At 36.7% G+C, this 25,751-nt stretch carries 26 protein-coding genes and 1 other RNA gene; 18 read left to right on the top strand and 9 right to left on the bottom strand.

Annotated features, from left to right (window positions below):
* Positions 1–13 precede the first annotated feature (13 nt).
* The 3 genes from JUJ52_RS13085 to JUJ52_RS13075 all read right to left on the bottom strand — a co-directional run bounded on the left by JUJ52_RS13085 (position 14) and on the right by JUJ52_RS13075 (position 3,870).
* Entirely contained in the window at positions 14–1,471 is a 1,458-nt protein-coding gene (locus JUJ52_RS13085) for a sodium/proline symporter (protein ID WP_228088993.1), read from the bottom strand.
* 243 nt (positions 1,472–1,714) lie between these two features.
* On the bottom strand, positions 1,715–2,677 hold the full coding sequence (locus JUJ52_RS13080) for an ornithine cyclodeaminase family protein (protein ID WP_026681938.1): 963 nt from the start codon (positions 2,675–2,677) through the stop codon (positions 1,715–1,717).
* A 26-nt stretch (positions 2,678–2,703) separates the two neighbouring features.
* Positions 2,704–3,870: an NAD(P)/FAD-dependent oxidoreductase gene (locus tag JUJ52_RS13075; RefSeq protein WP_026681939.1), complete on the bottom strand. Its 1,167-nt coding sequence runs from the start codon at positions 3,868–3,870 to the stop codon at positions 2,704–2,706.
* Between the two features lie 169 nt (positions 3,871–4,039).
* On the opposite strand from JUJ52_RS13075, the gene JUJ52_RS13070 reads away from it, so the two are divergent.
* The 7 genes from JUJ52_RS13070 (at position 4,040) to JUJ52_RS13040 (ending at position 10,618) form a co-directional block, all read left to right on the top strand.
* Positions 4,040–5,224: a CdaR family transcriptional regulator gene (locus tag JUJ52_RS13070; RefSeq protein ID WP_205388538.1), complete on the top strand. Its 1,185-nt coding sequence runs from the start codon at positions 4,040–4,042 to the stop codon at positions 5,222–5,224.
* 162 nt (positions 5,225–5,386) lie between these two features.
* Entirely contained in the window at positions 5,387–5,707 is a 321-nt protein-coding gene (gene gpsB / locus JUJ52_RS13065) for a cell division regulator GpsB (protein ID WP_026681941.1), read from the top strand.
* A gap of 99 nt (positions 5,708–5,806) precedes the next feature.
* Positions 5,807–6,181: RNase P RNA component class B (rnpB, locus tag JUJ52_RS13060), an RNA gene on the top strand.
* Between the two features lie 152 nt (positions 6,182–6,333).
* On the top strand, positions 6,334–7,476 hold the full coding sequence (locus JUJ52_RS13055) for a THUMP domain-containing class I SAM-dependent RNA methyltransferase (protein ID WP_166530433.1): 1,143 nt from the start codon (positions 6,334–6,336) through the stop codon (positions 7,474–7,476).
* Positions 7,473–8,975, top strand: a complete 1,503-nt coding sequence (locus JUJ52_RS13050) for a carboxypeptidase M32 (protein ID WP_026681943.1) — start codon at positions 7,473–7,475, stop codon at positions 8,973–8,975. Before JUJ52_RS13055 ends, JUJ52_RS13050 begins: the two co-directional genes overlap by 4 nt.
* A gap of 36 nt (positions 8,976–9,011) precedes the next feature.
* The gene (locus JUJ52_RS13045) at positions 9,012–10,100 is read left to right on the top strand and encodes a type III polyketide synthase (RefSeq protein ID WP_205388539.1); all 1,089 of its coding nucleotides are present in this window, start codon (positions 9,012–9,014) and stop codon (positions 10,098–10,100) included.
* Entirely contained in the window at positions 10,100–10,618 is a 519-nt protein-coding gene (locus JUJ52_RS13040; RefSeq protein ID WP_121605107.1) for an isoprenylcysteine carboxyl methyltransferase family protein, read from the top strand. Before JUJ52_RS13045 ends, JUJ52_RS13040 begins: the two co-directional genes overlap by 1 nt.
* Before the next feature lie 179 nt (positions 10,619–10,797).
* Here the strand turns inward: JUJ52_RS13040 and JUJ52_RS13035 are convergent, their stop codons facing one another.
* The 5 genes from JUJ52_RS13035 to JUJ52_RS13015 form a co-directional block, all read right to left on the bottom strand.
* Positions 10,798–12,456 carry a b(o/a)3-type cytochrome-c oxidase subunit 1 gene (locus tag JUJ52_RS13035; RefSeq protein WP_121605108.1) on the bottom strand — a complete coding sequence of 553 codons (1,659 nt, stop codon included), beginning with the start codon at positions 12,454–12,456 and terminating at the stop codon, positions 10,798–10,800.
* Positions 12,456–12,959 carry a cupredoxin domain-containing protein gene (locus JUJ52_RS13030; RefSeq protein WP_026681947.1) on the bottom strand — a complete coding sequence of 168 codons (504 nt, stop codon included), beginning with the start codon at positions 12,957–12,959 and terminating at the stop codon, positions 12,456–12,458. Before JUJ52_RS13030 ends, JUJ52_RS13035 begins: the two co-directional genes overlap by 1 nt.
* 29 nt (positions 12,960–12,988) lie before the next feature.
* On the bottom strand, positions 12,989–13,129 hold the full coding sequence (locus JUJ52_RS13025; protein WP_080668710.1) for a cytochrome c oxidase subunit 2A: 141 nt from the start codon (positions 13,127–13,129) through the stop codon (positions 12,989–12,991).
* Between the two features lie 815 nt (positions 13,130–13,944).
* The gene (locus tag JUJ52_RS13020; protein WP_026681948.1) at positions 13,945–14,637 is read right to left on the bottom strand and encodes a queuosine precursor transporter; all 693 of its coding nucleotides are present in this window, start codon (positions 14,635–14,637) and stop codon (positions 13,945–13,947) included.
* 163 nt (positions 14,638–14,800) lie between these two features.
* The gene (locus tag JUJ52_RS13015; RefSeq protein WP_026681949.1) at positions 14,801–15,001 is read right to left on the bottom strand and encodes a cold-shock protein; all 201 of its coding nucleotides are present in this window, start codon (positions 14,999–15,001) and stop codon (positions 14,801–14,803) included.
* A gap of 423 nt (positions 15,002–15,424) precedes the next feature.
* Here JUJ52_RS13015 and JUJ52_RS13010 point away from each other — a divergent pair, with 423 nt between their 5' ends.
* Together JUJ52_RS13010 and JUJ52_RS13005 are read left to right on the top strand one after the other, a co-directional pair.
* Positions 15,425–17,095, top strand: a complete 1,671-nt coding sequence (locus tag JUJ52_RS13010) for a formate--tetrahydrofolate ligase (protein ID WP_205388540.1) — start codon at positions 15,425–15,427, stop codon at positions 17,093–17,095.
* On the top strand, positions 17,095–17,682 hold the full coding sequence (locus JUJ52_RS13005) for an HD domain-containing protein (RefSeq protein WP_026681951.1): 588 nt from the start codon (positions 17,095–17,097) through the stop codon (positions 17,680–17,682). Before JUJ52_RS13010 ends, JUJ52_RS13005 begins: the two co-directional genes overlap by 1 nt.
* Before the next feature lie 84 nt (positions 17,683–17,766).
* Here the strand turns inward: JUJ52_RS13005 and JUJ52_RS13000 are convergent, their stop codons facing one another.
* The gene (locus JUJ52_RS13000; protein WP_026681952.1) at positions 17,767–18,789 is read right to left on the bottom strand and encodes a C40 family peptidase; all 1,023 of its coding nucleotides are present in this window, start codon (positions 18,787–18,789) and stop codon (positions 17,767–17,769) included.
* A 236-nt stretch (positions 18,790–19,025) separates the two neighbouring features.
* On the opposite strand from JUJ52_RS13000, the gene JUJ52_RS12995 reads away from it, so the two are divergent.
* From JUJ52_RS12995 to JUJ52_RS12955, 9 genes are all read left to right on the top strand, one after another.
* Positions 19,026–19,982, top strand: coding sequence for a thymidylate synthase (locus JUJ52_RS12995; RefSeq protein ID WP_026681953.1), 957 nt, complete (start codon positions 19,026–19,028; stop codon positions 19,980–19,982).
* Between the two features lie 29 nt (positions 19,983–20,011).
* The gene (locus JUJ52_RS12990; protein ID WP_121605111.1) at positions 20,012–20,500 is read left to right on the top strand and encodes a dihydrofolate reductase; all 489 of its coding nucleotides are present in this window, start codon (positions 20,012–20,014) and stop codon (positions 20,498–20,500) included.
* A 17-nt stretch (positions 20,501–20,517) separates the two neighbouring features.
* Positions 20,518–21,105 (top strand): molybdenum cofactor guanylyltransferase, encoded by a 588-nt coding sequence (mobA, locus tag JUJ52_RS12985; RefSeq protein WP_121605112.1) that lies wholly within the window; start codon positions 20,518–20,520, stop codon positions 21,103–21,105.
* A 133-nt stretch (positions 21,106–21,238) separates the two neighbouring features.
* Positions 21,239–21,448, top strand: coding sequence for a twin-arginine translocase TatA/TatE family subunit (gene tatA / locus JUJ52_RS12980; RefSeq protein ID WP_026681955.1), 210 nt, complete (start codon positions 21,239–21,241; stop codon positions 21,446–21,448).
* Positions 21,449–21,466: 18 nt separating this feature from the next.
* Positions 21,467–21,661, top strand: a complete 195-nt coding sequence (locus tag JUJ52_RS12975; protein WP_026681956.1) for a twin-arginine translocase TatA/TatE family subunit — start codon at positions 21,467–21,469, stop codon at positions 21,659–21,661.
* A gap of 85 nt (positions 21,662–21,746) precedes the next feature.
* Complete coding sequence (tatC, locus tag JUJ52_RS12970; RefSeq protein WP_026681957.1) at positions 21,747–22,511, top strand: twin-arginine translocase subunit TatC; 765 nt, start codon at positions 21,747–21,749, stop codon at positions 22,509–22,511.
* Between the two features lie 11 nt (positions 22,512–22,522).
* Positions 22,523–22,750, top strand: coding sequence for a YozE family protein (locus tag JUJ52_RS12965; protein WP_121605113.1), 228 nt, complete (start codon positions 22,523–22,525; stop codon positions 22,748–22,750).
* 462 nt (positions 22,751–23,212) lie between these two features.
* Positions 23,213–24,445 carry a 5-aminolevulinate synthase gene (hemA, locus tag JUJ52_RS12960; RefSeq protein ID WP_121605114.1) on the top strand — a complete coding sequence of 411 codons (1,233 nt, stop codon included), beginning with the start codon at positions 23,213–23,215 and terminating at the stop codon, positions 24,443–24,445.
* Positions 24,442–25,371, top strand: coding sequence for a DMT family transporter (locus JUJ52_RS12955; protein ID WP_205388541.1), 930 nt, complete (start codon positions 24,442–24,444; stop codon positions 25,369–25,371). Before hemA ends, JUJ52_RS12955 begins: the two co-directional genes overlap by 4 nt.
* The last annotated feature ends 380 nt before the right edge of the window (positions 25,372–25,751 follow it).

Genomic DNA, 25,751 nt, shown 5'->3' with positions numbered 1-25,751 from the left:
TTATTTAGCATTATTATATGTTCTTTTCGGACAGGGAATGGATCTTCTCCGTTTTATCTGGAAGAAGTAAGCTCACAGCTATTCCAAAAAATAATGCAATAAAAAATGTCGTGAATTTTGAAGTGATGATACTTTCTAAAGGTGTGCTTATCCATAATATAGTGGATACTAATCCAGCAAGAACTGTCGCTACCACACCAGCACTAGAATATCGCTTCCAAAAAAATGTAAGGAGGATGGCGGGGGAGAGTGTACAGCCTACTCCTGCCCAGGCCCAGCTGACAACTAGATACAATAGAGATTCTGATACAAGCGCGATCACCATGCCGATTAAACCGAAGAATACAATAGAAATACGAGAAATCCAGATAAGTTGTTTTTCTGTAAAATTCATTCCCAATGTTTTATGGATAATATCTTCACTAACTGAACTTGTCACAACCATTAATTGCGAATCGGCAGTTGTAATAATGGCAGCCAATACCCCAGCTAAAAGCAAGCCAGCTATCCAAGGCGGAAATAACTCAAGAATCATCGTTGGTAAAATAATTTCTACATCATGAAATGAGCCTTGATCATAGATGGCAATAGCTGTTATTCCAATCATAAATGCTCCACCATACGCTAATAATGTCCAAATAATTGCAACAATACTTCCTTGTCTTACTTCTTTATTATTTTTTAATGCCATAAATCGTGCACTTAATTGAGGCTGACCACCTAAGAAGCCAAAGAACCATGAAAAATTGTTAAAAAATAACACACCAATCGCAAAGCCAGTCAGACCACCAAACCAAGAGTTATACGAATCTCCAGCTTGTATCAGGGAAGCGTTTATCGATAAATCGTTTGCTTGTATATAAATTAATGCTGCAATAGGAAGCGCAACTAATGTAATAACCATCATTATACTTTGGATCATATCTGTCCAAACTACAGATATAAACCCGCCAGCAAATGCAATAATGATGATAACAATTGTAGCTAATAGAATACCTGCTGTTGGAGGTAAGCCAAATGTTGTAAATAACATTTTTCCAGCTCCAGCCATCTGTGCTCCAACATAAAACATAAGAAACCCAGCAATTAAGATACTCGTTAACCAGCGAATTATTTTCGCCTTTTCCCCAAACCTTACCGCTAAATAATCTGGTAAAGTTAACACATTATACTTATCTGTTTCTGACATAAATTTTTTGGCTAAAAATAGCCAAGCAAATATTATTCCGATTGCTATACCAACTGCTACCCAAATTCCGGATAGGCCAGTCATAAAAACAAACCCTGTATAACCTAATAACAACCAAGCAGATTCACCTGTTGCCCTTTCAGAAAAGGCAAGTGTCCAACCAGGTAATTTTTTTCCTCCTAATAGAAAATCAGAGTGAGACTTACTTCGTTTGCTGAAATAATAGCCAATTGCTAAGATCAACATACAATAAACGACAAATTCAACAATGATGATATTCATAATTCCTCCCTCTATATACTTTAATTATCTTCAAAATGCTCTTGTTTTCTTAGAATTAATCAAGCACCATTTCATTGAATGTATTGATGGATAAAGCGTTTAATCAGAGTACAGAATATTCTAACCGGGTTTTATCCATCCTAACAGCCAAATTGTGTACATTTGGTTGAAAAGGGATATAACCATGCCCTCATTCTCCACACCGCTTATGGTCGCTCACCCTCCTATAGAGAGTTTTTTACTCTAGGTTAGCTGCTGACCAACTCCTTTCTTGAGAGCCTGCCGATAGACCAATTGCGATACAACTACGTCAAATAAAGCCATACCTGTAGATTTAAAAAGGATGCTTTTATCAGGGGAACGAGACACTTCTTCATTTGACATAACCAGCTTCGACATGGATATGATGGAGTCTTTTGGTAGGTAGCCTTTTTCTAGTGGATATTGTACATCCCCCGACTCGATAATAGCGTCTTCCGTATCAATATAAAGGCGGTCCGCTAATTGATACAATACTTCTGGAAATTCTCGCATGGTTGGTTGAAAGGAACCAATACCGATAATAAGCTTGTTTGTTAATAAGTCGGGGTCATTAGGAAGAACAGGTGAATTCGAAGTAGTTGAGCAAATAATGATATGAGCAAATGTAATTGCTTCTTCAATTGTAGAAGTCATATGGATATGGATGTTTGCAGGGATCCATGCTTTGAGCTTTTCACTAAAGGCTGGTAATTTATCCGTCGTTCGATTGTACAAATAAATATCCTTAATCGGCCGCTCCGTGCATGCTGCAATAGCTTGATACAGCCCTTGTACACCTGTTCCAATTATTGCCAGTTTGTTATCATCCACATTTGCGAGATGTCTAATGGCTGAGCCACCAATTGCACCTGTTCGAATTCCTGTTATAAACGACCCATCTAAAAGCGCTTGACATTCGCCAGTTTCGCGACTAGTTAAAATTACAAGTCCTTGTAAGGTAGGATGGCTCGTGTTATTTGGAAAAGATGTAATCAACTTTGTACCTATCGATTCATTAGTTAGGCAAGGCATTAGCAATAAAGTATTTGTTTCATCCTGTAGTTGCATTCGAGTGGGCATGTGAAATGCTCCAGAGCCGTAGAGCTTATATGCGTTATCAATTGCATGAATAACTTGCTTCATGGATACAGCTTCTTTTATAGCCGATTCATTTAAAAATAACATGTAATGACCTCCATTCGTTTACGTTGTTAAACTATAGCACCCTCAATAAGCAATTCCTTTTCTTGAAATCGTTCAAATCTTAATGGATGAAGGTTCAAGGACTCATATTTACCTAATCGGATCAACTCGGATAACCCTTTACCTACAGCAGGAGCCTGCTGCATTCCATGACCACTGAAGCCACATGCGGTATAATATCCATTTAATTTAGGGTGCTCACCGATAATCGCATTTTGGTCGATCGTATTAAAGCTGTACATCCCTGCCCATCCACTACGAATCTTTGCACATTCAAAATTAGAAATTCGATGACCTAGCACGGGCCATAATTGTTCTAAAAAGAAGGAGCGTCTCCACGAAAAATCAATACCTGGCTTTACTTGCTCTGAATAACCTGAAATCAATTGTTTTCCTTCGTGACGGAAATAAACGCCTGTTGGATCTACAGTTAGAGGAAGGTTATTATGTAAGGGTTCTTCGATATCGAACTGAATAATTTGACGTTTTAAAGGTACGATTGGTAAAGGTAGCGCTATTTTCTCACTTAGCGCAGCAGCCCATGGGCCAGCGCAATTAATAACAATTGGAGCATAGTAGCTTTCTCCATTCGCTAATTGTATTCCGGTGACACAATCATTGTCTTTTAGAATAGTGTCAACCTCTTCATATATATACGTAGCACCTAGATGCTTGGCCTTTTTAGCATAGCCTTGCATAACAGAGTATGGGTCAAGGTAGCCATCTTCCTCACAGTACAGCCCACCCTGTAAATCGGATATAGTTAATTCTGGAATGATAGTTAGCAGCTCTTGTGGTGTTAAAAAGTCGGAAGGAACACCAAATTGTCGCTGTCGTTCACATTGCTTTTTTAACTGGTTTACATTTTCGTCTTTGGCGAGAAACAAGTATCCTCGCTGTTTAAAATCGATCTCAGCAGTTTCTCCATGAATTGCCATGTCGGTTGGAAACGTTTTATATTTTTGTAAGCTATATCTGCTTATTTGAATATTAATAGACGTAGTAAATAATTGTCTGATACCACCAGCACTTCTAGGGGTAGAAGAAAATTCATACATCGGGTCTTTTTCTAATACAATAATTGCTCCATCGTAACCGTCATTTAATAAATTGTAGGCAACGCTTGAGCCAATTACACCGCCACCAATAATGATAATATCTGCTTTCTTACGCACGAAAATCACCTCAAGTTATATGTGGAATGATTATAACTAGTTATAACCTAAGCTAGACTGGAAAATCTATGTCAAAACTATACAAAATTTCTTAGAGAAATAATTATTTTAAATAATCAAAATTATGATAAAATATTAGAAAATACCCATATAAAAGGAAGAAAAGTAGATGGAACGTTTTGTACAATTTGCACAACGAACAGTGAAAGCGGTTTCAAAAATTTCGCCTTTTCCCATTAGTTTAAGTGATAAGAGAGGATATATTATTGGGGATACAAATGCTGAACGAATTGGAACATTACATACTCCCTCAATAGAAGTTATTAAAGAGAATCGAACCATCTTATTTGATAATGACAAAATTTCTAGTATGACGAATGTTTTACCTGGTGTAGCAGTTCCATTACATTTAGATTCTCAAACCATTGGAGTGCTAGGTATCATCGGAAATCCGTTGGAGGTTAAACCATATGCAGAGCTTATTAAGAAGTATGTGGAAATGATATGGCAAGAAACAATTCATACGCATATAGAGGACTTAGAAGCAAAAACGTTAGAGTCATTTGTGCAATATATCTTGTTAGATGGAAACCGACATAAAGAAAGAGTCGCCCACTATTGCAAGGTATTGCAGATAGAAGAAGGAATACAGCGCCTTTGTATTGTAATCAATATCGGAGATTCGTTACTTAAAAGTATACAGATGGATAAGCGACAGGCCTATTCCTTAGACTATTTGAAGAAAGAAATATTAGCGTGTATTCGAAAAACATATAACAACGACTTACATCATATTTGTACGTTTTTAAATCCAGAAAAAATTATTTTATTAAAGCCGATTACGGATGACACCGTTTTTCATCAGTTTATGGCAGAATTTAAAAACAAAAGCGTACTGCTCATTAAAAGGTTGCATGATTATAATATTCATACTGTTTCCATTGCTGCTGGATATAAATATGATGCTCTTCACCTCTTGTATCAATCCTATCAAGAGGCAGAGGTGCTTGTGGAATTTGCAAGTAGGCTATCTATAGAACCGGCCATCTATTCTTATTATGATTGGAATGTACTTATGCAACTTATTCCGTATCAGCTTAATTCTCAAATACAGTCGAAGTTAAACGGGCGAGTAGAACCGTTTTTTGCGCATGACGATTTTATGGAGCTCAGTTATAACTTTATTGTATACTGTGATAGCAATTTAAATATAAGTAGGGCAGCAAAGTCTCTTTTTATACATCGTAATACCTTAATTTATCGTCTGAAAAAAATAGAATCAATAACCATGCTTGATTTAGGTTGTTTTGAACAGGGTATGTTACTTTATATAATTATAAAAATGAAGGAATAGCAAGAGAATAAATCTGAATAATGCATTCATTTTTCAGGTTGACAATTTAATGCTATAATAAGTAGAAAGAAATGGCATAAAAATAAATAGAATTAATAAAATGTTAAATGAAATGGAAATGGATACGAACAAATTAACATGTAGACATGATGAGGTGATACTGTGAGTACGAATCGAGTACAATTGAGTAGTAAAGATATTTTAGAAAAAGATTTTAAGACAGCAATGCGGGGCTATAATCAAGAGGAAGTTGATGAATTTTTAGATTTAATTATTCAGGATTATGATGCTTTTAAGCAAGAGTTAGAAAGGCTTCAACAAGAGAATGATAGGTTGAAAAAATCATCAACCGTGGAACAGCCGCCCAAAACACGCTCTGCACAACCTAATCCTAATCCGCAAGTAAATTATGATGTTTTAAAACGATTGTCAAACTTGGAGAAGGCTGTTTTCGGAAAGAAATTCGCTGAGACAGAGAGTTAATAAGTTAAGGCAGTTGAAAAGCAAAAGCTAAATGAAAGTCATAGGGAAACTTGATTAAATCTAGTACTTATGGTATAGTAATTTGAGGAAATAAATTAAATACTCATGTGATCGCTGTATAATATATACAGAGGAAAGTCCATGCTCACACAAACTGCGATGTTTGTAGTGTTCGTGCTTGACGAATTCATAAGTCAAGGTAACCATTTGGTTAACGGCAGGATAGCTACCTACGTCTATTAGATATGGAAGCTAGCCTTGAAGGTGCCACAGTGACGTAGCTGATTTGGAAACATTTCAGGTGGAACGAGGTAAACCCCACGAGTGAGCAACCCAAATAATGGTAGGGGCACTCTTTAGTAGGGAAATGAACCGAAAAAGGGACAAGTATAAACTTGTAGATAGATGATTACAACCGGCGTACGAGGTTGACCACCGATGGCAGTACAATGGAACAGAACATGGCTTATCGAGTATTTAATTGGTCTATGACGAGGAAATAAACCTTTCTGATTCCCTTTTGGGTTATTGGAAAGGTTTTTTATTTTCAGTAGCGTTCATAAACCGTATGTAGATATGATAAACTATGGAAAACATGATACTGATAGGAAAGGAATTAATTATATATGCAAACTGTAACATTAATTGCAACAGCAGCTATGGGATTAGAAGCAGTTGTGGCTAAAGAGGTAAATGCATTAGGCTATGAAACACACGTAGAGAACGGAAAGGTTATTTTTGAAGCGCCTATCTCTGCTATTCCTCGTTGTAATTTATGGCTACGCTCCGCTGATCGGGTTAAATTACAGGTAGGTACTTTTAAAGCTAGCTCCTTTGAGGAGTTATTTGAAGGTACCAAGTCATTGCCTTGGGAGAAATATATTGCAGAGGACGGACAAGTTCCAGTAATCGGAAAATCGGTTAAGTCTAAGCTGTATAGTGTTCCCGATTGTCAGGCCATAACAAAAAAAGCAATCGTTGAACGGTTAAAATTAAAGTATGGAATTGTTTCTAAATTACCTGAGTCTGGTGCTATGTTTAAAGTTGAGATTGCTCTTTTGAAGGATGAAGCTACTCTGACGATTGATACTTCTGGCACAGGATTACATAAAAGAGGATATCGAGTAGGGCAGGGGGATGCCCCTTTAAAGGAAACCCTTGCTGCATCTTTAATTATGCTAACTAACTGGCATGCAGATGAAACATTAATAGATCCCTTTTGTGGGTCAGGAACGATTGCTATTGAAGCTGCGTTAATTGGTCAGAATATTGCACCTGGCTTTAACCGTGAGTTTGCTTCAGAAGAATGGAGCTTCATAAAAAGAAAGCATTGGGAGGATGCTTTTCAAGAAGCAGAAGATAAAGCAAACTATGATCAAAAGTTAGAAATTATCGGCTCTGACATTGATCATAAAATGATAGACATTGCAAAGCAAAATGCGATGGAATCAGGATTAGGGGACTTGATAACATGGAAGCAGATGCAAGTAAAGGATTTAACGATTCGCAAGCATAATGGTTATCTTATTGGCAATCCTCCATATGGACAAAGGCTTGGTGATTATAAGCATGCTGCAAAAATTGCTAATGATTTAGGCTCTGTTATGAAACATCATGAAAGCTGGAGCATTTATATACTAACCGCTTACGAAAACTTTGAAAAAGCATTTGGTCAAAGAGCGACGAAGAAACGAAAGTTATTTAATGGATATATCCGAACAGATTATTATCAATATTTTGGTAAAAAGGTGAGGGAGGATTTGGAATGACAACTATAAATACCGTAGAGAAAGACTTTAGACATTACTTACGTGAAATAAGTGCTTATAATGAGTCATTGATGCTAATTCATTGGGATATGCGTACCAAAATACCTAATCATGGTGTCGAACAACGTTCTGAAGTTGCTGGTTTTCTGGGAGAAAAGATTCATAAGCTGGAAACTTCTGATAAAATGAAACATTTTATTGATGCTTTAAAAAATGATACGACTGATCCAATATTAAAAAGGACAGTTGAGGTTTGTGAGGAAAATTATGAAAGAAATCGTAAAATACCTCATGAACTGTATAGAGAATTTATTATGACGCAATCCAAATCTGAAGCCGTCTGGCAAGAAGCTAGGCAAAACGATGATTTCCAATTGTTTCAACCATATTTAGAGAAACTAGTCGATTATAATAAACAATTTGCTACTTATTGGGGATATGAGCATAATATCTATGATGCATTACTACATAACTTCGAGCCTGGGGTAACAACAACGATGTTAGATGAGGTTTTTCCTGCATTGCGCACATCGTTAGTATCTCTATTGGATCAAATCAAAGCAAGTCCTGTAAAGCCTGACACCGATGTTTTGCAAGCACATTTTCCTAAAAATGATCAGGAAGCCTTTACCAAAATAATTTTAAAGCAAATGGGCTATGATTTTCAATCTGGTCGATTAGACGAAACCATTCATCCCTTTGCAATTGCGCTCAATCGAAATGATGTACGAATTACTACAAGATACGATGAAAACGATTTTAGAATGGCGATCTTTGGGACTATTCATGAAGGCGGACATGCATTATACGAACAAAATATTGCAGAAAGCTTAATGAATACACCGCTTGCAACAGGAACGTCAATGGGAATTCATGAATCACAATCATTATTTTGGGAAAACTTTATAGCAAGGAGTCATACATTTTGGGAAGCTAATTATCAAGAGTTTCAATCATATGCCCCCCAGCACTTTAGGGATGTAGAGTTGGACCAATTCTTTCGTGCAGTAAATGAAGTGAAGCCCTCATTCATACGCATTGAAGCAGATGAATTAACCTATTCACTTCATATCATGGTACGTTACGAGCTTGAAAAAGCTTTGATTAATGGAGAGATTAACGTGCAAGATTTACCTAAGCTATGGAATGAGAAAATGGTGGCTTATTTAGGAATAAACCCTCCAACTAATAGAGAAGGAGTCCTTCAGGATATCCATTGGGCAGGAGGCGATTTTGGTTATTTTCCTTCGTATGCATTAGGGTATATGTATGCTGCACAGTTGAATCACACCTTAAGAAGTGAAGTAAACGTTGATGAAATTATTATGACCGGAGACTGTCGTAGAATTAAACAATGGTTATCCGAAGCTGTACATCAACATGGCAAGATGAAGAAACCACTTGAAATTATCAAGGATGTTACAAACGAAGGATTAAATCCTGATTACTTAGTAAGATACTTAAAGCAAAAGTATGCAGCTATTTATCAGTTTAACTAAGTTGAGCTGTTTGCTTTCTAAAAGAAGGAGTATTCCATGACATATATTTGTTCAACAGGACTCGGTATTCCTAATTATCGTATGCCACAAGAGGAAGTAAAGCAAATTGTGCAAAAAGTATTTACGTATTCCCTTCGACAACGATCACGGCTGCTTCCGGTATTTGACAATGCGCAGGTCAATGAGCGCCAATTTGTTGTTGACTCAGAATGGTTTTTACGAGATCACTCCTTTAAGGAAAGAAACGAGCTTTATACGACCTATGCAAAAGAGTATGCCCTGCGCGCAATAGACGATTGCTTAACGAATCAACAATTTTTAGATGAACCTGTTTTGTATGAGGAAATAGATATGATCATATTTGTGTCTAGTACAGGTATAGCAACGCCATCTATGGATATTCATCTATTTAATGAACGACCTTTTCGATCAGATATAAAGCGAATGCCTTTATGGGGGTTAGGCTGTGCTGGTGGGGCAATTGGATTATCAAGAGCTTATGATTGGTTAACAGCTAATCCAGATAAATCTGCATTGATTGTTTGCTGTGAACTATGTAGTTTGACGTTTCAAAAAGGGGATATGAAAAAGAGTAATATCATTGGAACAGCGTTATTTGGTGATGGAATAAGTGCGGCATTAGCGGTTGGTGAGAAGTCTTTAATATTACGCAAGAAAAAAGGCTCTATTCCCAAGCTTCTGCAATCTCATTCATACACAAAAAAAGACAGTATATCCGTAATGGGGTGGGATATAACTGATGGTGGCTTTGAGGTTATTTTTTCGAAAAGTATACCTGCTCTAGTAGAAACGTTTTGGCGAGAGCATTTACAAATCTTTCTGCAAGCAACACGAATAAATGAACAGGATATACATTCGTTTATTGCTCATCCAGGGGGTAAAAAAGTAATCGATTCCATGGAAAAAGTTCTACAAGCCAAGCCTGAAAAATTTAAGCATTCTATTAATGTGTTACGTAATCATGGTAATATGTCATCTGCCACCGTTCTCTATGTCCTAGGTGCCTGGATGAAGGAAGCCATTTCTAAGGGAGAAAAAAGTGTAATATCAGCACTTGGCCCAGGCTTTAGCTCTGAGTTAATACTTATGGAGTGGGTAGACTAATGCCATTATTTATGTGGGTTATACTGTGCTTTATTATCGTACAACGATTAGTTGAGCTGAACATTGCCAAACGAAATGAAGTCTGGATAAAAGAAAGAGGTGGGGTAGAAAGAGGGGAAGAGCATTATAAGTGGTTTATCCTTGTACACAGCTTATTCTTTCTCTCGCTAATTGTCGAGGTATTACTAAGGCATCCAGCTACGTTCCAATTTAACATTTATTTGTTTGTACTGTTTCTATTGCTCCAGTTCGTACGTTTTTGGTGTATTTCATCGTTAGGTAAGTTTTGGAACACGAAAATCATAATATCTCCACAGTTCCCTTTAGTGAGGAAAGGTCCATATAAATATGTAAAACATCCCAATTATATCGTAGTGGGAATTGAATTATTGGTTATCCCCTTGTTGTTTGAGGCATATATAACGGCAGTATTGTTTCCGTTGTTGCACATCCTGTTATTAACTGTTCGAATTCCAGCAGAGGAAAATGCGTTAAAAGATACAAAGTTAACAGAATAGGAAAGAGCTGTCCATAAAGACAGCTCTTTACCTATACAGCTGAAGTATACTATTGCCATGGGGCAACGACGGTTCATCCTTCTCGTGAATAAAATACTTCAGGTTAGTGACACGATATTGCTCCTTCTACAGGAGTTCTATATTCCTTTGTACCTTATGGGATACTCACTCCTAGTATATTATGAATTCCCGATTGGCCAAGCAAATGGTTCGCTACCCGTTGGAGCGTGCAGAATAATATCGATAAATGGAATGGTATATGCAAATAAGATTAACCCAATTGTAATGCCAATCCAGAGCTTCCAATTTTCTAAAAATAGCGGTGTCGGTTGAGCATTCACTTCTTCTTCAGCAATTGGGAACTCTTCCTGTCCCTTCGGTGCAAAGAAAGTTAATTGCAGAAAGATATATACCATTAGTAGAATACCGATAAATAAAATAGTGCCTCCAACCGCTTGAGCAATTTGATATCCTATCCAATCTGATGCTTGGGCAGTTCCACCATATTCAGAGAAGGCAGATCTTCGCGGTGCACCTAGCAGACCAGATATATGCATGGATCCAGACATGATAGTCATCCCTACTGCCCAAATAACGGTTTGTATTAACCCTAAATTATTGATCTTCTTTGTTAGCTTTCTACCTGTTAGGTGTGGGATCAACCAATAGCTAATTCCGAAAAAGGTAAGTAAAACAGTAGTTGCTACAGTTAAGTGGAAATGACCAGTAACCCACATCGTGTTGTGAATAACGTTGTTTAATTGATGGGATGCATTGATTATTCCTCCAGTTCCTGCTGGTATGAATGCAAGCATACCTACCATAGGAGCAAAGAAACGAACGTCCTTCCAAGGTAAATGTTTAAACCAACCAAATAATCCACGAAACCCCTTCCGTCTGCCAGTTATCTCAAACATGGCAAACATAGAAAATGCTGTCATAAGTGAAGGAATGATGACCATAAATGTAAGTACAACTTGTATAAACTTCCACGTTGGGTCAATTCCAGGTTCTGTCAGCTGATGATGAAAGCCGACTGGTATAGAGAATAATAAAAATAATACAAAAGACAATCGTGCTAATGAATCACTAAAAATTTTGCCGCCAATAATCTTCGGGATTATGGCATACCAAGCCATATATGCAGGTAGTAGCCAAAAATATACAAGTGGATGACCAAAATACCAAAACAAGGTCCTACTTACTAAAACATTAATCGTTTCCGCATATCCAAGGGACCACGGAATAAATTGAACAATGACTGCGGCTGCTACACCAAGCGTTGCAATAAACCATAATACCATATTGATAACTACCATAAAGGCAAGAAGCGGTGATTTTTCATCTTTATGAGTCTTTTTCCAAACATAGAGTTGTCGGAAGTTAACAAAACAGGCAATCCAACTACCGATAATAACCAATGCCAATCCAAAATAAAATATAGGATGTGCTTGCAATGGAGCGTAAAATGTATATAGTACACTTGCTTTACCTAATAACACCATAACGGCGGCCATGACCGTACCAATTAACATGACTATAAAACTTAACCAGGCATATAATCGCTGTTTTTTTGAAATACCAACTGTTTTGGCCATCAAAGCATATTGAAAACCGATAATAAAAAAAGTAGTTAAAACGAGTCCGAGTATTACTCCATGTACCGTTAATACTTGATAATAGGTGATTCCCCATGGAAGTGAAAGGGAACCTGATCTTACAAGTGTTTGTAACAGCCCCATTAGCCCACCAATAAATAGTGAAATAAACGCAACATAGATAAAGGCCATAGTAAGTTTGGAATCAGATTTTGAAATACCAAGTTTAGTAGCAATCATTATTCATACACCTCCACAGAAGCAAACATTTGGTGATGACCCAATCCACAGTATTCATTACATACAATTGTAAATTCACCTGTCTCATCCATAACCGTTTCGTAGCGGCTAATGTAACCAGGCTCCAGCATCATATTTACATTCGTCCCAGCAACTTGATATCCATGAATTACATCTTTTGTTGTTGCTTGAAATAAAACAGTAGATCCTTTAGGAATTCTAATCTTTTTTAGCGGTTTACCATTATCATCAACACCAAAATCATAGTTAAAGGCAGAGGCAACAAAATTAACGATATACTGATCCTCTTTTACCTGTGTTACGCCTAAATTATCTGGTTGAAAGGCCTCATGACTTTCAATATTCTTTAAGTCAATTGTTTCTAAATGACTGGAAGGATGGGTACCTTTATAAAATGCACCAACCCCAATCACAAGCAAGAATAATAGAAGTGATCCAGTTCCAAATATTAACCATACCTTCTCAAACTTATGCAAATGCATGCTAACACTCCCCCCTAAATTCATTCCAATTACCTAGATAAAAATAAGGCAAATACACCAAACCAACTAACGATAATGAAGACTCCTAGTAATAACACAGATAGTAGTGTACCTTTCAGGTTTGGCGTTTCTACACGCTCTTCAGATTTCTGCTTTTCAGCATTTTCCATTCTACTCCCCCCTCATGACTAAAGTAGTGCTTCTATTTTCATCATACACAAAACACTGCCCGAATTAGCATTGTTCGTTAGTGTTTTCACAATTTGTTCAATTATGTTCGAACCGCTCTGTATCAGTACTTTACTAACATTTAGGTTAGAAAAGTAATTGAAGGATTTGTGAAGAAAAAGTGGCAATTAAGTGAAAAACTACCTTGTAGGAAAGAAGTAGTAGCTGTTTGAAAACAAATGTTTAAAAAGTAAGGCACATAAACAAGCTTATCCTGCTGACTTAAGCATGGCTTAGAATACGATAATTAGGTAATTAGTAAGCCTAACAGAGCAGGGAGCATATTGATAAAAGGTAAACGGAACGAAGTCAGCATGTTTTAACTTAGCAAATTTGATTAGTGTTGAAGCATCATGCAAAAATGTCGTTTGAACTAAGAATGCAAACTGCCGCGAAACCGAAATTTAGATAGAGAGGAGGGAGAGGCATGTATGAATGAATAGTATCTTATCCTATTCCTCAAAGATGTTACAGAATAAATGTAAGTTATTTTTTAGTTGTCGAAATAAAAGAACCAGTGTGAAGGAAGCCAACGAATAAGAATTTCGTCAGGTTGGGGGTCTTTGAGTATATAGATTGAAAATCGTTTAATGAGTCTATTTATTCAGGAGATACTAATGGAAGATAAAATGACTCCAAGTTAATATACATATGTATGCATATAACAAGAGGTAACTATAATACAAGAATAAATGGGGACTTGATAAGAAAAAAAGGAAGCACAATAGTTAAATAGGTTATTGTGCTTCCTTTTGCATTAATTTGTGCTATTACTTTTTTCAACATGCATGTTCTTAGCAATATACATAAATGGTGTATCGATAATTGCCACCGCGAATTTGATAACATAGGTTGTTATAAATATTTCCAACCAAATATCGAATGGATATGTTCCATAGAATGCAATAGTACAGAAAACAATCGTATCTACAAATTGACTTATCACCGTACTCCCATTATTTCTAATCCATAACTGCCGATCACTTGGAAATAGATTACGTAATTTATCATAAATCCAAACATCAAAGTATTGACTAATCATATACGCTGCTAAGCTTCCGGCCACTATTCGTGGAATTAAACTAAATATAGTCGCCAGCGCATCATGAGCAATGTCTTCAGCACCTGGTTCAAATGCTAAGGCAATTTGCATGATGATTGTCATGGTAACTAATGTTGCAAATCCCAACCATACTGCTTTTTTCGCCTCTTTTTTACCATGTTTTTCATTAATTATATCGGTAGCTAAATAAGCAGTTCCATATAGGATATTCCCAAGAGTAGCTGTTAAGCCAATTAAATCCACTGTTTTTAACACCTGAATATTGGCTATCACTGTTGCCATTCCGATCCAAACATATAAGCCTGTTCTACCAAATAGTCGATAGAACAATAGCAATAACGAAAAATTGACCAACGCAAATAAAATCCATATAAGCTCGTTAGGCATTATTATTCCTCCTTAGTTTTGGTAACGCGGGAGTTCTCGAACCGCGAAAAACACAAAAGCTATTATACGAAGAACTAACTCGAAAAGCAAGGATATTCCTATTATAACCACCAAAAAAAGCGGTAACCATTAAGATTACCGCTTTATATATTTTGATCACTATTTATTTTTTAACAACATTAGCTGCTTGTGGACCACGCTCACCTTCAACGATTTCAAAAGAAACTTCTTGTCCTTCTTCAAGTGTTTTAAAGCCTTCTTCTTGAATTGCCGAATAATGTACAAATACGTCATTTCCTTCTTCTTGCTGAATGAAGCCATATCCTTTTTCAGCATTGAACCATTTAACTACACCATTTTCCATGAATAATCCTCCTAAAAACTTTCACGTTTCTTTAAGTACAAACGTGGTAATACAAAGCAGATAGACAGAACATAAAAATAGGCAGTTTCTATAGAAGTGTAGGATCACTATTACATCCACTTCTATAGAAGCTGCCTGCGTCATTAATGAATCCGTACATCTTCTTTGCTTGTGTCTAATATAGCTTATTTACATAAGTGAGTCAAGAAAATAAGCAAGGTTATGTCGACATTTTTTCGTTACTCGTCTATAATTTGATTAGGTGAAGCGGTATCAAGAGACATGCAAGGAGAGCATGAAGGCAAGCGGCAGAATTTGCTGTAATTACTGTATGAACGATCATGATTTACATCGAAATGTAGTAGATAGGATGAAGTTATTTCCCACCATATTTATCTAAATTTTAGGAAGGGGTACTATTACATGAAAACGGATATAGAAATAGCACAGGAAGCAAAGCTAGAACCGATACATAAAATTGCTGAGAACTTGAATTTAAGTAAAGATGAATGGGAGCCGTATGGACATACAAAAGCAAAGATATCCAATCATCTTTTACATACGTTAAAGGATAAGCAAGATGGCAAAGTTATTCTTGTTACCTCTATTAACCCAACCCCTGCAGGGGAAGGGAAATCCACAGTCACAGTAGGCTTAGGACAAGCCTTGAACCAAATAGGTAAGAGGGCAGTAATTGCATTGCGTGAACCATCATTAGGTCCAGTAATGGGAATAAAGGGTGGTGCAGCAGGAGGGGGTTATTCTCAAGTATTACCAATGGAAGATATAAACCTTCATTTTACCGGAGATTTACATGCTATTACGAGTGCAAATAATGCGCTATCGGCAATGATTGACAATCATATTCATCGAGGAAATGAACTCGATCTTGATCCGAGAAGAGTAGAATGGAAACGTGTCATGGATATGAATGATCGAGCATTACGTCAAATCATCGTAGGGCTAGGAGGACCATCAAAGGGTGTTCCGAGAGAAGATGGCTTTACAATTACAGTTGCATCTGAAATCATGGCCATTTTATGTTTAGCAACCGATATAGTAGATTTAAAATCACGATTGGCAAGAATTGTGATCGGCTATACCTATAATGAGCAACCCGTTACTGTGAGTGATCTTAAAGCGGAGGGAGCATTAACGTTACTCTTAAAAGATGCATTAAAGCCGAACCTTGTTCAAACGATCGAAAATACTCCTGCGATTATACATGGCGGGCCATTTGCGAATATAGCGCATGGATGTAACAGTATTATCGCTACAAAAACTGCGGCTAAACTAGGTGATTATGTTGTAACAGAAGCGGGGTTTGGTGCAGATTTAGGTGCTGAGAAGTATTTTCATATAAAATCACGTGTTGGAAACATTGACACTGCCGCAGTTGTTATTGTTGCTACAGTTCGTGCATTAAAAATGCATGGTGGGTTGGCAAAGGATAAACTTGCCGAAGAAAATCTAGAAGCACTTAAAGCAGGTATGAAAAATCTGAAAAAACATATGGAAACGATTGAAGCGTTTGATGTTCCATTTGTAGTTGCTATCAATAAGTTTCCAACCGATACAGAAAATGAGGTCCATTTTATTGAGAACTGGTGTGAGGAACAACATGTTGAAGTAGCATTGACTGACGTATGGGCAAGTGGTGGATCAGGCGGTATTCAATTAGCTAACAAAATTATCGCTAAGACCGAAAGCAGGAAGAAAAGCTTTAAACCACTATACGAATTAGAAGATTCTATTGAAGAAAAAATTAGAAAAATAGCTCAAACAGTTTATGGAGCGAAGGATATTGAGCTTTCAAAGCATGCATCGAAGCAAATAAAGCTATTTGAAAAGCAGGGATGGAATAACCTCCCAATTTGCATGGCTAAGACACAATATTCACTTTCAGATGACCCTGCACGTGTAGGGAGACCAGAAGGTTTTACGATCACTATTAGGGAACTACGAGCATCTATAGGTGCAGGCTTTATTGTTGTATTAACAGGTGATGTATTAACGATGCCTGGACTTCCTGAAAAACCGGCAGCGCTAAATATGGACGTAACAGCAGATGGAAAGGTGAAAGGGCTGTTTTAATGGAGGCAGCTTTACAGTTAGCAAAGATAAAAGCCTATGTTTTTAGTTGTTTTACGGATGATCCTACTGGTCATGATTATTATCATATGGAGCGAGTAGCACGAATGGCTAGAATGATCGCCAATAAGGAGGGCGCAGAGCCATTTATTTGTGAAGCTGCTGCTTGGCTCCATGATATAGGTGATGAAAAATTATTTCATGATTCGATCAAATCATTGAACGAAATGGATGCTTTCCTTCATTCCATAGATTTTACAAAGAGCGATATCAAGGAAATTAGGCAAATTATGAGAAATGTTTCTTTCCGAAAAGGGAGGATTCCAACTACAATGGAAGGAAAAGTCGTGCAGGATGCTGATAGACTGGATGCGATTGGTGCGATTGGCATTGCTCGAACCTTTGCTTATGGAGGTGCAAAAGGGCAACCTATATTCCATGAAACATCGAAGCATACGTCCATCCAGCATTTCTATGATAAACTATTGAAACTGAAAGGGCTGCTTCACACAGAAACAGCCCAAGAAATTGCTAACGAACGTCATCAATTTATGGAAAGATATTTAGAACAATTTTATAACGAGTGGTAAAGGTATTGCTTTACTGTACATAAGCTAAAAAGATATCCATCGTTTGATGGGTATCTTTTTCAGTAAGACTCCCACTTTATGCTATTATTGATTAACTCGCTTTGCGCCAAGGTACCTAGCTTCCCAATAAGGATTAGTTAATTCGCTAATCTCCACGCCATTCGATTCACCTGCATGGATGAATTTTCCGTCACCGATATAAATTCCCATATGGGATGGTCCTGGTTTATATGTTTCAAAAAATACGAGGTCACCGACAGAGCGATTCGAGATGGGAGTGGAAAAATTCCAAATATCACTCACGGTTCTCGGAAGCTGCACGCCTTGTTGTTGATATACATATTGAATAAAACCACTACAATCAAATCCACTAGGTGAGGTTCCTCCCCAAGTATATGGCGTACCAATTTGTGAACGAGCTTCTTGAACTATAGTCGCTCCATCATTGCCTTCTATGCGAACTTTTTTAACTTCCTTTGCTGCTTCCTGCTTTTCTTCAACAGACTCCTCATTTCTTTGCTGCACATTTTCTGACTTCTTCTTTTTTTCTACTGGTGCATTTGAGGTAAGGTAGGTATCATCAATTAAATCCATTTTATGTTCGTCTTCAGCAATTTGTAATGCTTGCTTCGTTAATGGGCCATATATTCCGTCTAATTCACCCTCATAGTATCCAAAGTATTGTAATGACTTTTGAACGATCTTTACTTTTGCGTTGTACATTCCAGGCCGGATCTCATCTGAAAAATTTTCTAACTGATCTATATATTCTTGTTCTTCATCTTTGATTATTGCTTTTAATGTATCCTCGTTAACTTTCCCATTAATCGTTAAGCTATGTTCAGCTTGAAAGTTTTTAAGTGCGTGCTCGGTTAAGATTCCAAATTTACCATCTATATTATTATCAAAATAGGATAATGTATGAAGCTTTTGTTGTAGGATGCGAATAGCTTCGCCATGTTTGCCAAACTCTAGTTGTTCTGATTCGAATAAAAGCTTATTTTGTAGTTCAGGATATGCATCAACATAGGCTACAAGTGGTTGACTTAACACGTAGCCATAAAGTAAAGAACGTTTTACTACGTGCTCTACAGTACCATTTAGCATGCAAATACCCCTTTCTAATTTATGACTGTCTCTAACAGATTTATGAGTATTTAGCATGTTTATGAGTTACGATTGTGTTACAAACGTAAACTCTAAATCTTATTAAGACTGACAATACCTCAAAAATTGGAGTGCGCCTGTTCAAATACAGTATGTTAACGTGATGTGTAAACTGCTTAAAATTGTAGTTTGTGTTACAATTAGTTGGATAGTAGATAGTAAATGGAGGAATAGATATGGTTACAGGAGAAAGGGCATATTTAGATTTATGTAATCACATTTTACATAATGGTACTAATAAACAAGATCGTACAAATACTGGTACCTATTCTGTTTTTGGTCACCAAATGCGCTTCGATTTAGCAAAAGGATTCCCATTGTTAACTACCAAAAAGGTGCCTTTTCGTTTAGTTGCAAGTGAGCTCCTATGGTTTATAAAAGGGGATACGAATATACGATACCTGCTACAAAACAACAATAATATATGGAATGAATGGGCGTTTGAAAAATGGGTTACAAGTGATAGTTATCATGGACCAGATATGACGGATTTTGGTAACCGTTCACAGCTTGATAGCCGTTTCCATGAGCAATATAAAGAGCAAATGTCCATTTTTAAAGAGCGAATTCTCGCTGATGATGCGTTTGCTAAAAAGTTTGGCGATTTAGGAGCTGTTTATGGAAAACAGTGGCGTCAATGGAAGACATCACAAAATGAGGTAATCGATCAGCTTAAAGAAGTAATCGAGAACATTAAGTACAAGCCGGATTCAAGGAGGCACATTGTATCAGCATGGAACCCTGAAGATATACCATCAATGGCTTTACCTCCATGTCATACATTATTTCAGTTTTATGTAGCAGAAGGTAAGCTTTCTTGTCAACTATATCAACGGAGTGCGGATGTATTCCTTGGCGTACCGTTTAATATTGCAAGTTATGCTTTACTTACACACCTAATTGCGCATGAATGTAATCTACAACCAGGTGAATTTGTCCATACCTTGGGGGATGCACATATATATACGAATCATATAAATCAAGTAAAGACACAGCTAAATCGTGAAATAAGAAGCTTTCCAACATTACAATTAAATGCAGAAAAAACGTCTATATTTGATTTCGAACTTTCTGATTTTGAAATATTGGATTACAACCCACATCCAGCCATCAAGGCACCGATAGCTGTGTAAGTAACTGTTAGTTATTAGGAGGACAAAGAATGATATCATTATTATTGGCAATGGATCGCAATCATGTCATCGGTGTAGATAATGATTTACCATGGCGATTACCAAAGGACCTACGCTTCTTTAAGGAAAAGACAGTCAATCAAACTGTCATTATGGGGAGAAAAACGTATGATTCATTAGGACGTAGTTTACCCAACCGTACAAATGTTGTGCTTACGAGAGGGGATAATGATTTCCCTGACGATGTCCAAGTAATTGATAGCTTAGATCATATTAAACAGTGGAGTGAGACCCACCCTGATCAGGAATATTTTATCATTGGTGGTGGAAAAATATTTGAGCAGGCGATGATGATAGCTGATAGAATGTATATTACGTGGATTAATCATTCTTTTGATGGGGATACATATTTTCCTACATTCTCAGAAAAAGAATGGAGGCTTACTTCTAAGGTTAAAGGGGAAAGAAATGATACAAATCCTTACGAATATTACTTTTTACAGTATGATCGAATTTAAGTAGTAGGGAGGAACGAATGGATACTTGTGGGGTAATACTTTCTGGTGGTAAATCTCGGCGAATGGGAACAAATAAGTCTTTATTGAAAATTGGCAATCAAACGGTGATAAATCGTATCTTTTTTGAATTGATGAAGGTGACGAATTGCTTATCCATTGTTACACATCAGCCCCAGCTTTATAACGATTTACCAGCTCGATTTGTAACAGATAGGTATCAAGAAAGTGGACCATTAGCAGGCATAGAAGCAGCGCTTTATTATAATAAAGCGGATGTTTTTATCATCACTGCCTGTGATATGCCGTTTATCCAATATCCGATTTTACAATATATGATAGACAACTTGGAAGACTATGATGGTGTTGTACCCGTTTATCAAACATATATGCATCCTTTAGCAGCTGTTTATAAAAAATCAGTGCTTGAAGAGGTACAAAAGCAACTGGATAAGGGTGAACGAAAAGTTACTGGTTTTTTTGAGGAGATGAATATTCGCTTTATCCATGATTTTCATGGATTCCCACGTGATCAAGTAGAACGTCATTTTTTCAATATGAATACGCCAGAACAATATGAACACGCTAAGACAATGAGACTTGTTTAAGAGAAGAAAAACATGTTACACTAAAAGCGCTTTATACTTAATCATTGAACACGCTATGAATTTTTTTACAAAGGATATTTGTTTTTTGAAATTTTGATTATAATAAGATTAATTATGAAAAGAAGGTGTGAAGATGTTTTCTAGTATAGGTTTTCCTGGACTAATCTTGATTTTAATCATCGCATTAGTAATATTCGGTCCGAAAAAGTTGCCGGAGATTGGTAAAGCGGCAGGACAAACGTTAAAGGAATTTAAAACTTCTGCAAATGAATTAACTAGTGATGTTACAGATGAAATAAAGGAAACAAAAGATATTATTACTGATCAAAAAAGCAGTAAATAACATAAGGGAGTGAAGGGAATGTTCTCAAGTATTGGTGTTCCTGGGTTAATCTTAATTTTAATCATAGCGCTCGTTGTATTTGGTCCTTCTAAACTTCCAGAGATCGGTAAAGCATTTGGAAGTTCGTTAAAGGAATTTAAAAATGCTACGAAGGATATCGTCACCGATGATGATGCTAGTAAAACGGAAAAGCAAACATCTAGTAAAAGCTGATATGCGAAGGTGTAAGGTATAACCCTTGCATCTTCTTTTATGTAGGTACTATGTACAAGGTTTATGTAAGTAGGAGAGTGAAAGGATGCCTAACAACGTATCAATGGATGAAAAGGAAATGAACCTTACAGATCATCTATCGGAGTTAAGAAATAGGATAATAATTATTGCTGTTTTTTTCATTTTATTCTTTATTGGTGGATTTGTGTTCTCCAAAGATATATATTCTTTTTTTCAAAGTGATTTGGACTTTAAATTAACTGTAATAAGTCCGGGTGAAATTATCTGGATTCATTTTACGCTCGCGGGGATAGTGGCAATTGCTTGCACCATTCCAATTTTTGCATTACAGGTTTGGTTGTTTGTTAGACCAGGTTTAACACAGTCGGAAAGGAAAGCAACATTAGCATATATACCTGCCGTCTTTCTTTTATTTATTGCGGGATTAGTATTTGGGTATTATATGTTCATTGAGTTAATTCTTCCATTTCTTTTGTCCTTAAATGATGGAATGTTTAATGAAATGTTCACCGTTGATCGTTATTTTAAGTTTCTTATACGTGTTACGTTGCCATTTGCTGTGTTGTTTGAAATACCAGTAATTGCTATGTTCCTTACTGCTTTAGGAGTACTGACACCGGATTTTATGCGTAAAACGCGTAAATATGCTTATTTAATCCTTGTTATTATCGGAACAATAGTTACGCCACCGGATTTTATATTGCAGCTTGTTGTAGCAGTACCATTAATTATTTTGTATGAGATTAGTATTTATTTAGCTGCTGTTGTGTACCGGCGTAAGCTGAAAAAACATAAAGAATTCATGGAAAGTGATCGTTTAGATGGATGAGGTGAATCGGATTGCGTTCTTTTTATCATTTTTTAATGACATATCGGGGAAAGAAAAATCCAGATGAAAAAAGTCGTTTAGCAGATTGGGCCTTTGCGGATCATTATTTTCCAAAGCACGCGATGGAATATGATGAAATAAGTAGCTACCTTGAATATAATAGCCCATTTCCTACAGCAGTAACCGTGTTTGATGAGCTTTGGGATATATATAGGATACATGAACATGAGAGTCGTTAGAATTTTTCTAGCGTCTTTTTTTGTGCAATATAAGCTAATTAATTCCTTCATGTCTTTTTTACTCTGCCTCTATATTTTCCTGCACAGTGACGAAATCTCAGTTCACATTCTAATTGGTTGATCTAAGCCATGACAGTCATTAATAAAAACTCCATATATGGTTGTCTCCAGATAAAGCTAACCAGGTATCTTTCATAGACGAGCAATCTAAATCCCCTTAGAAAAGTAATATTAGGAATTGTAACTATAATTATATTGGTAAAATAATATATAATTTACTAATTTTTTGAAAAAATGATTGACTAAACCCATTAACATCATTAGTATGTAATTTATTAAGTACTCTAAATTTTATATGAAAGAAAGGAGGAATATGTTAATAAATTAATTTACATAGTATTCATTCTTCGTAGAGTTCTAATTAACATTGAGTTTACTAGAGATTAAGAAGGAGGACTTGTTATGTACGCTGAATTATTGAAAAACAAAATTCAATTACTAAAAGAAAGTGGACAATATCGTGAATTCGTTACTATTAATCGAATACGCGGTCAATATCCCCTGGCTACGTTAAGTGGTAAAAAGAATGATCAATCCGTTGTTGTCTGGTGTAGTAACGACTATTTGGGTATGTCTCAGCATCCCCTAGTAACCGCAGCTGCTCAGGAAGCTATCCAGTTGTTCGGGGTAGGCTCAGGTGGTTCGAGGAACATAGGAGGAACCCATAAACATTATAATAGGTTAGAATCGTCACTTGCGGATTGGCACAACAAAGAGGCAGCGTTAGTTTTTCCAACAGGCTATGGATCAAATGATGCCACATTACAGTGCTTACTTCGTCTGTTGCCGGACTGCACCATATTTTCTGACGAACTTAATCATGCTTCAATCATTAATGGAATTCGTAGTACTAAGGCTGCCTGTGCAGTTTTCCGACATAATGATGTGAGTCATTTAGAAGAACTACTTGTAGAACAGCCCATTGATCAACCAAAAATTATTGTTTTTGAATCCGTTTATTCCATGGACGGAGATGTCTCTCCAATTAAAGAAATTTGCGACCTTGCAGAACAGTATAATGCTTTAACATTTATCGATGAGGTCCATGCTATCGGTATGTATGGTCCAAGAGGAGCGGGGAAAGCTGCGGAATTAGGAATAGAACATCGTCTTGATATAATTCAAGGAACTATGGCGAAAGGAATTGGTGTTATAGGTGGGTATATTGCTGCATCAAATGAGATAATTGACGTTATTCGATCTTTTGCATCCGGGTTCATTTTTACTACATCTTTGCCCCCATCTATTGTGGCAGCTTGTAATGCCAGTCTTGAGCATTTAAAAGCATCAAATCATGAGAGAGATGTTTTACATAGAAAGACGAAAATATTGAGAGAGGAACTCAATCGTGCGGGCATCCCTATAATGAAATCTAGTGAAACTCATATCCTCCCTGTCTTAATCGGTGAAGCTCAAAAGTGCAAGGATGCGGCAAAGCGCTTACTAGAAAGGCATCGTGTCTACTTACAGCCTATTAACTCACCAACCGTTCCTGTCGGAACAGAGCGCTTTCGTGTTAACGTTACTCCTAATCATACTGAGGAGCAAATCTTACAATTAAAAGATGCTTTGATTGAGGTTTTTAATCATTTTGATATTGTGTTTGTGGAACAGTCAGATGTGACTATGCAATGACTATTTTTATGTACATTTTCTGTCTCCTTGTATGGGGGTTAAACTTTATAGCTGTTAAAATTCAAGGTACACCTATCAGTCTTGAAGTGTCATTAACCTACCGTATTGCAGGGGCTGCGTTGTTATTTGTTATCCTGGCTTGTTTGTATCGGCCATCTGGCCGACCTTCACGCAGGGATACTTTACCCATTATTATATTTGGGGCTTGTAACTTTGCTTTGAGTTATCTTTTATTATATTATGGCACAATCTGGAGTTCTGCAGCGCTGGTGACTCTTATGTTTTCTATGAAAGCTATATTGACTCCTATTGCATTGCGCGTATTTCTAGGGGAGAGGTTACACCCTAGAATACTTATAGGTGGAATAATTGGTATGATTGCAGTATGTATTGTTATTTATCCTCTTTTATCCGAGCAATTTAATCTTGCTCAATTAAAAGGGGTAGGTGTCGCATTACTCGGTACCTTATTAACATCGGTAGGTGATGCAAGTTCAGCACGAAATGCCAACCGAGGAATTAATCCTGTCTACTCAAATAGTTTCGGTGGAGTAGTAGCAGCACTCCTATTATTTATTATTTGTACTTTCCAAGGTCAGGATTTCTACCTCCCAACATCAATTTCTTATCTTGGTGCATTGGTATGGTTAACAGTTTTTGCGTCCTTTGTTGCATGGATGTTCTACCTTAAACTTGTAGAACGAATCGGAGCGTCCTTAAGCAGCTACATGGTAGCTCTTTTTCCTGCTATCGGAGGGATTGCCTCCGTAATAATCGGGGACTCCCAACCAACTTTATACTTATTTTTTGGATGTCTATTCGGTTGTATTGGCGCTGCAATCGCAATGGGGCTTCGCTTTCCTTCTAATAGAAGTGATAAAAAAGTTAAACAGCATCAGTTATACTCTGATAAAAAAGTAAACTAATGAGCTGATTGGCTGGATTGAGTGCGATATTCATCTATATATAAGGAATAACTAAAACTTTTTCGTTGTTAGATAATATAATGATAAGCGTATGTGGTTTTCTAGCTTCCTCCTATTTACGCTAATACTAGCATGGAACTGTATGATTTTCCTCCAGTTCGGTATTTTAATCAAACGTTTGTTTAATATTTATTATTTCAGTAAATAAACCAGAATTCGGCAAAAATGGCACTGGATTTAGGGAAACATGTTAGTTTGTGCGGTTGCCCGGGAAATATTTCACTCATATGTATGATATACAGTTCTATAAGAACTACCGCCTACACCTTTTTTCTGGGTTTACGTACAATACTATAAATGATTTAGTTAGGTATAGGGGG

The organism is Virgibacillus sp. AGTR (genome assembly GCF_016919725.2).
Lineage (GTDB): Bacteria > Bacillota > Bacilli > Bacillales > Amphibacillaceae > Virgibacillus > Virgibacillus salarius.
The sequence above is the reverse complement of the archived record's forward strand: the minus strand, read 5'-3'. Positions and strand labels throughout refer to the sequence as shown.

Bases quoted from the DNA above. Each gene is read 5' to 3' on its own strand.
- JUJ52_RS12975 (WP_026681956.1), top strand. From the start codon at position 21,467: ATGTTCTCAAGTATTGGTGTTCCTGGGTTAATCTTAATTTTAATCATA.
- JUJ52_RS13005 (WP_026681951.1), top strand. From the start codon at position 17,095: ATGGAGGCAGCTTTACAGTTAGCAAAGATAAAAGCCTATGTTTTTAGT.
- JUJ52_RS13010 (WP_205388540.1), top strand. From the start codon at position 15,425: ATGAAAACGGATATAGAAATAGCACAGGAAGCAAAGCTAGAACCGATA.
- tatC (WP_026681957.1), top strand. From the start codon at position 21,747: ATGCCTAACAACGTATCAATGGATGAAAAGGAAATGAACCTTACAGAT.
- JUJ52_RS13025 (WP_080668710.1), bottom strand. From the start codon at position 13,129: ATGGAAAATGCTGAAAAGCAGAAATCTGAAGAGCGTGTAGAAACGCCA.
- JUJ52_RS13020 (WP_026681948.1), bottom strand. From the start codon at position 14,637: ATGCCTAACGAGCTTATATGGATTTTATTTGCGTTGGTCAATTTTTCG.
- JUJ52_RS13015 (WP_026681949.1), bottom strand. From the start codon at position 15,001: ATGGAAAATGGTGTAGTTAAATGGTTCAATGCTGAAAAAGGATATGGC.
- JUJ52_RS12955 (WP_205388541.1), top strand. From the start codon at position 24,442: ATGACTATTTTTATGTACATTTTCTGTCTCCTTGTATGGGGGTTAAAC.
- hemA (WP_121605114.1), top strand. From the start codon at position 23,213: ATGTACGCTGAATTATTGAAAAACAAAATTCAATTACTAAAAGAAAGT.
- JUJ52_RS13055 (WP_166530433.1), top strand. From the start codon at position 6,334: ATGCAAACTGTAACATTAATTGCAACAGCAGCTATGGGATTAGAAGCA.
- JUJ52_RS13030 (WP_026681947.1), bottom strand. From the start codon at position 12,959: ATGCATTTGCATAAGTTTGAGAAGGTATGGTTAATATTTGGAACTGGA.
- JUJ52_RS13070 (WP_205388538.1), top strand. From the start codon at position 4,040: ATGGAACGTTTTGTACAATTTGCACAACGAACAGTGAAAGCGGTTTCA.
- JUJ52_RS13050 (WP_026681943.1), top strand. From the start codon at position 7,473: ATGACAACTATAAATACCGTAGAGAAAGACTTTAGACATTACTTACGT.
- JUJ52_RS12995 (WP_026681953.1), top strand. From the start codon at position 19,026: ATGGTTACAGGAGAAAGGGCATATTTAGATTTATGTAATCACATTTTA.
- JUJ52_RS13000 (WP_026681952.1), bottom strand. From the start codon at position 18,789: ATGCTAAATGGTACTGTAGAGCACGTAGTAAAACGTTCTTTACTTTAT.
- JUJ52_RS13085 (WP_228088993.1), bottom strand. From the start codon at position 1,471: ATGAATATCATCATTGTTGAATTTGTCGTTTATTGTATGTTGATCTTA.
- mobA (WP_121605112.1), top strand. From the start codon at position 20,518: ATGGATACTTGTGGGGTAATACTTTCTGGTGGTAAATCTCGGCGAATG.
- JUJ52_RS13035 (WP_121605108.1), bottom strand. From the start codon at position 12,456: ATGATTGCTACTAAACTTGGTATTTCAAAATCTGATTCCAAACTTACT.
- JUJ52_RS13080 (WP_026681938.1), bottom strand. From the start codon at position 2,677: ATGTTATTTTTAAATGAATCGGCTATAAAAGAAGCTGTATCCATGAAG.
- JUJ52_RS13045 (WP_205388539.1), top strand. From the start codon at position 9,012: ATGACATATATTTGTTCAACAGGACTCGGTATTCCTAATTATCGTATG.
- JUJ52_RS13040 (WP_121605107.1), top strand. From the start codon at position 10,100: ATGCCATTATTTATGTGGGTTATACTGTGCTTTATTATCGTACAACGA.
- tatA (WP_026681955.1), top strand. From the start codon at position 21,239: ATGTTTTCTAGTATAGGTTTTCCTGGACTAATCTTGATTTTAATCATC.
- JUJ52_RS12990 (WP_121605111.1), top strand. From the start codon at position 20,012: ATGATATCATTATTATTGGCAATGGATCGCAATCATGTCATCGGTGTA.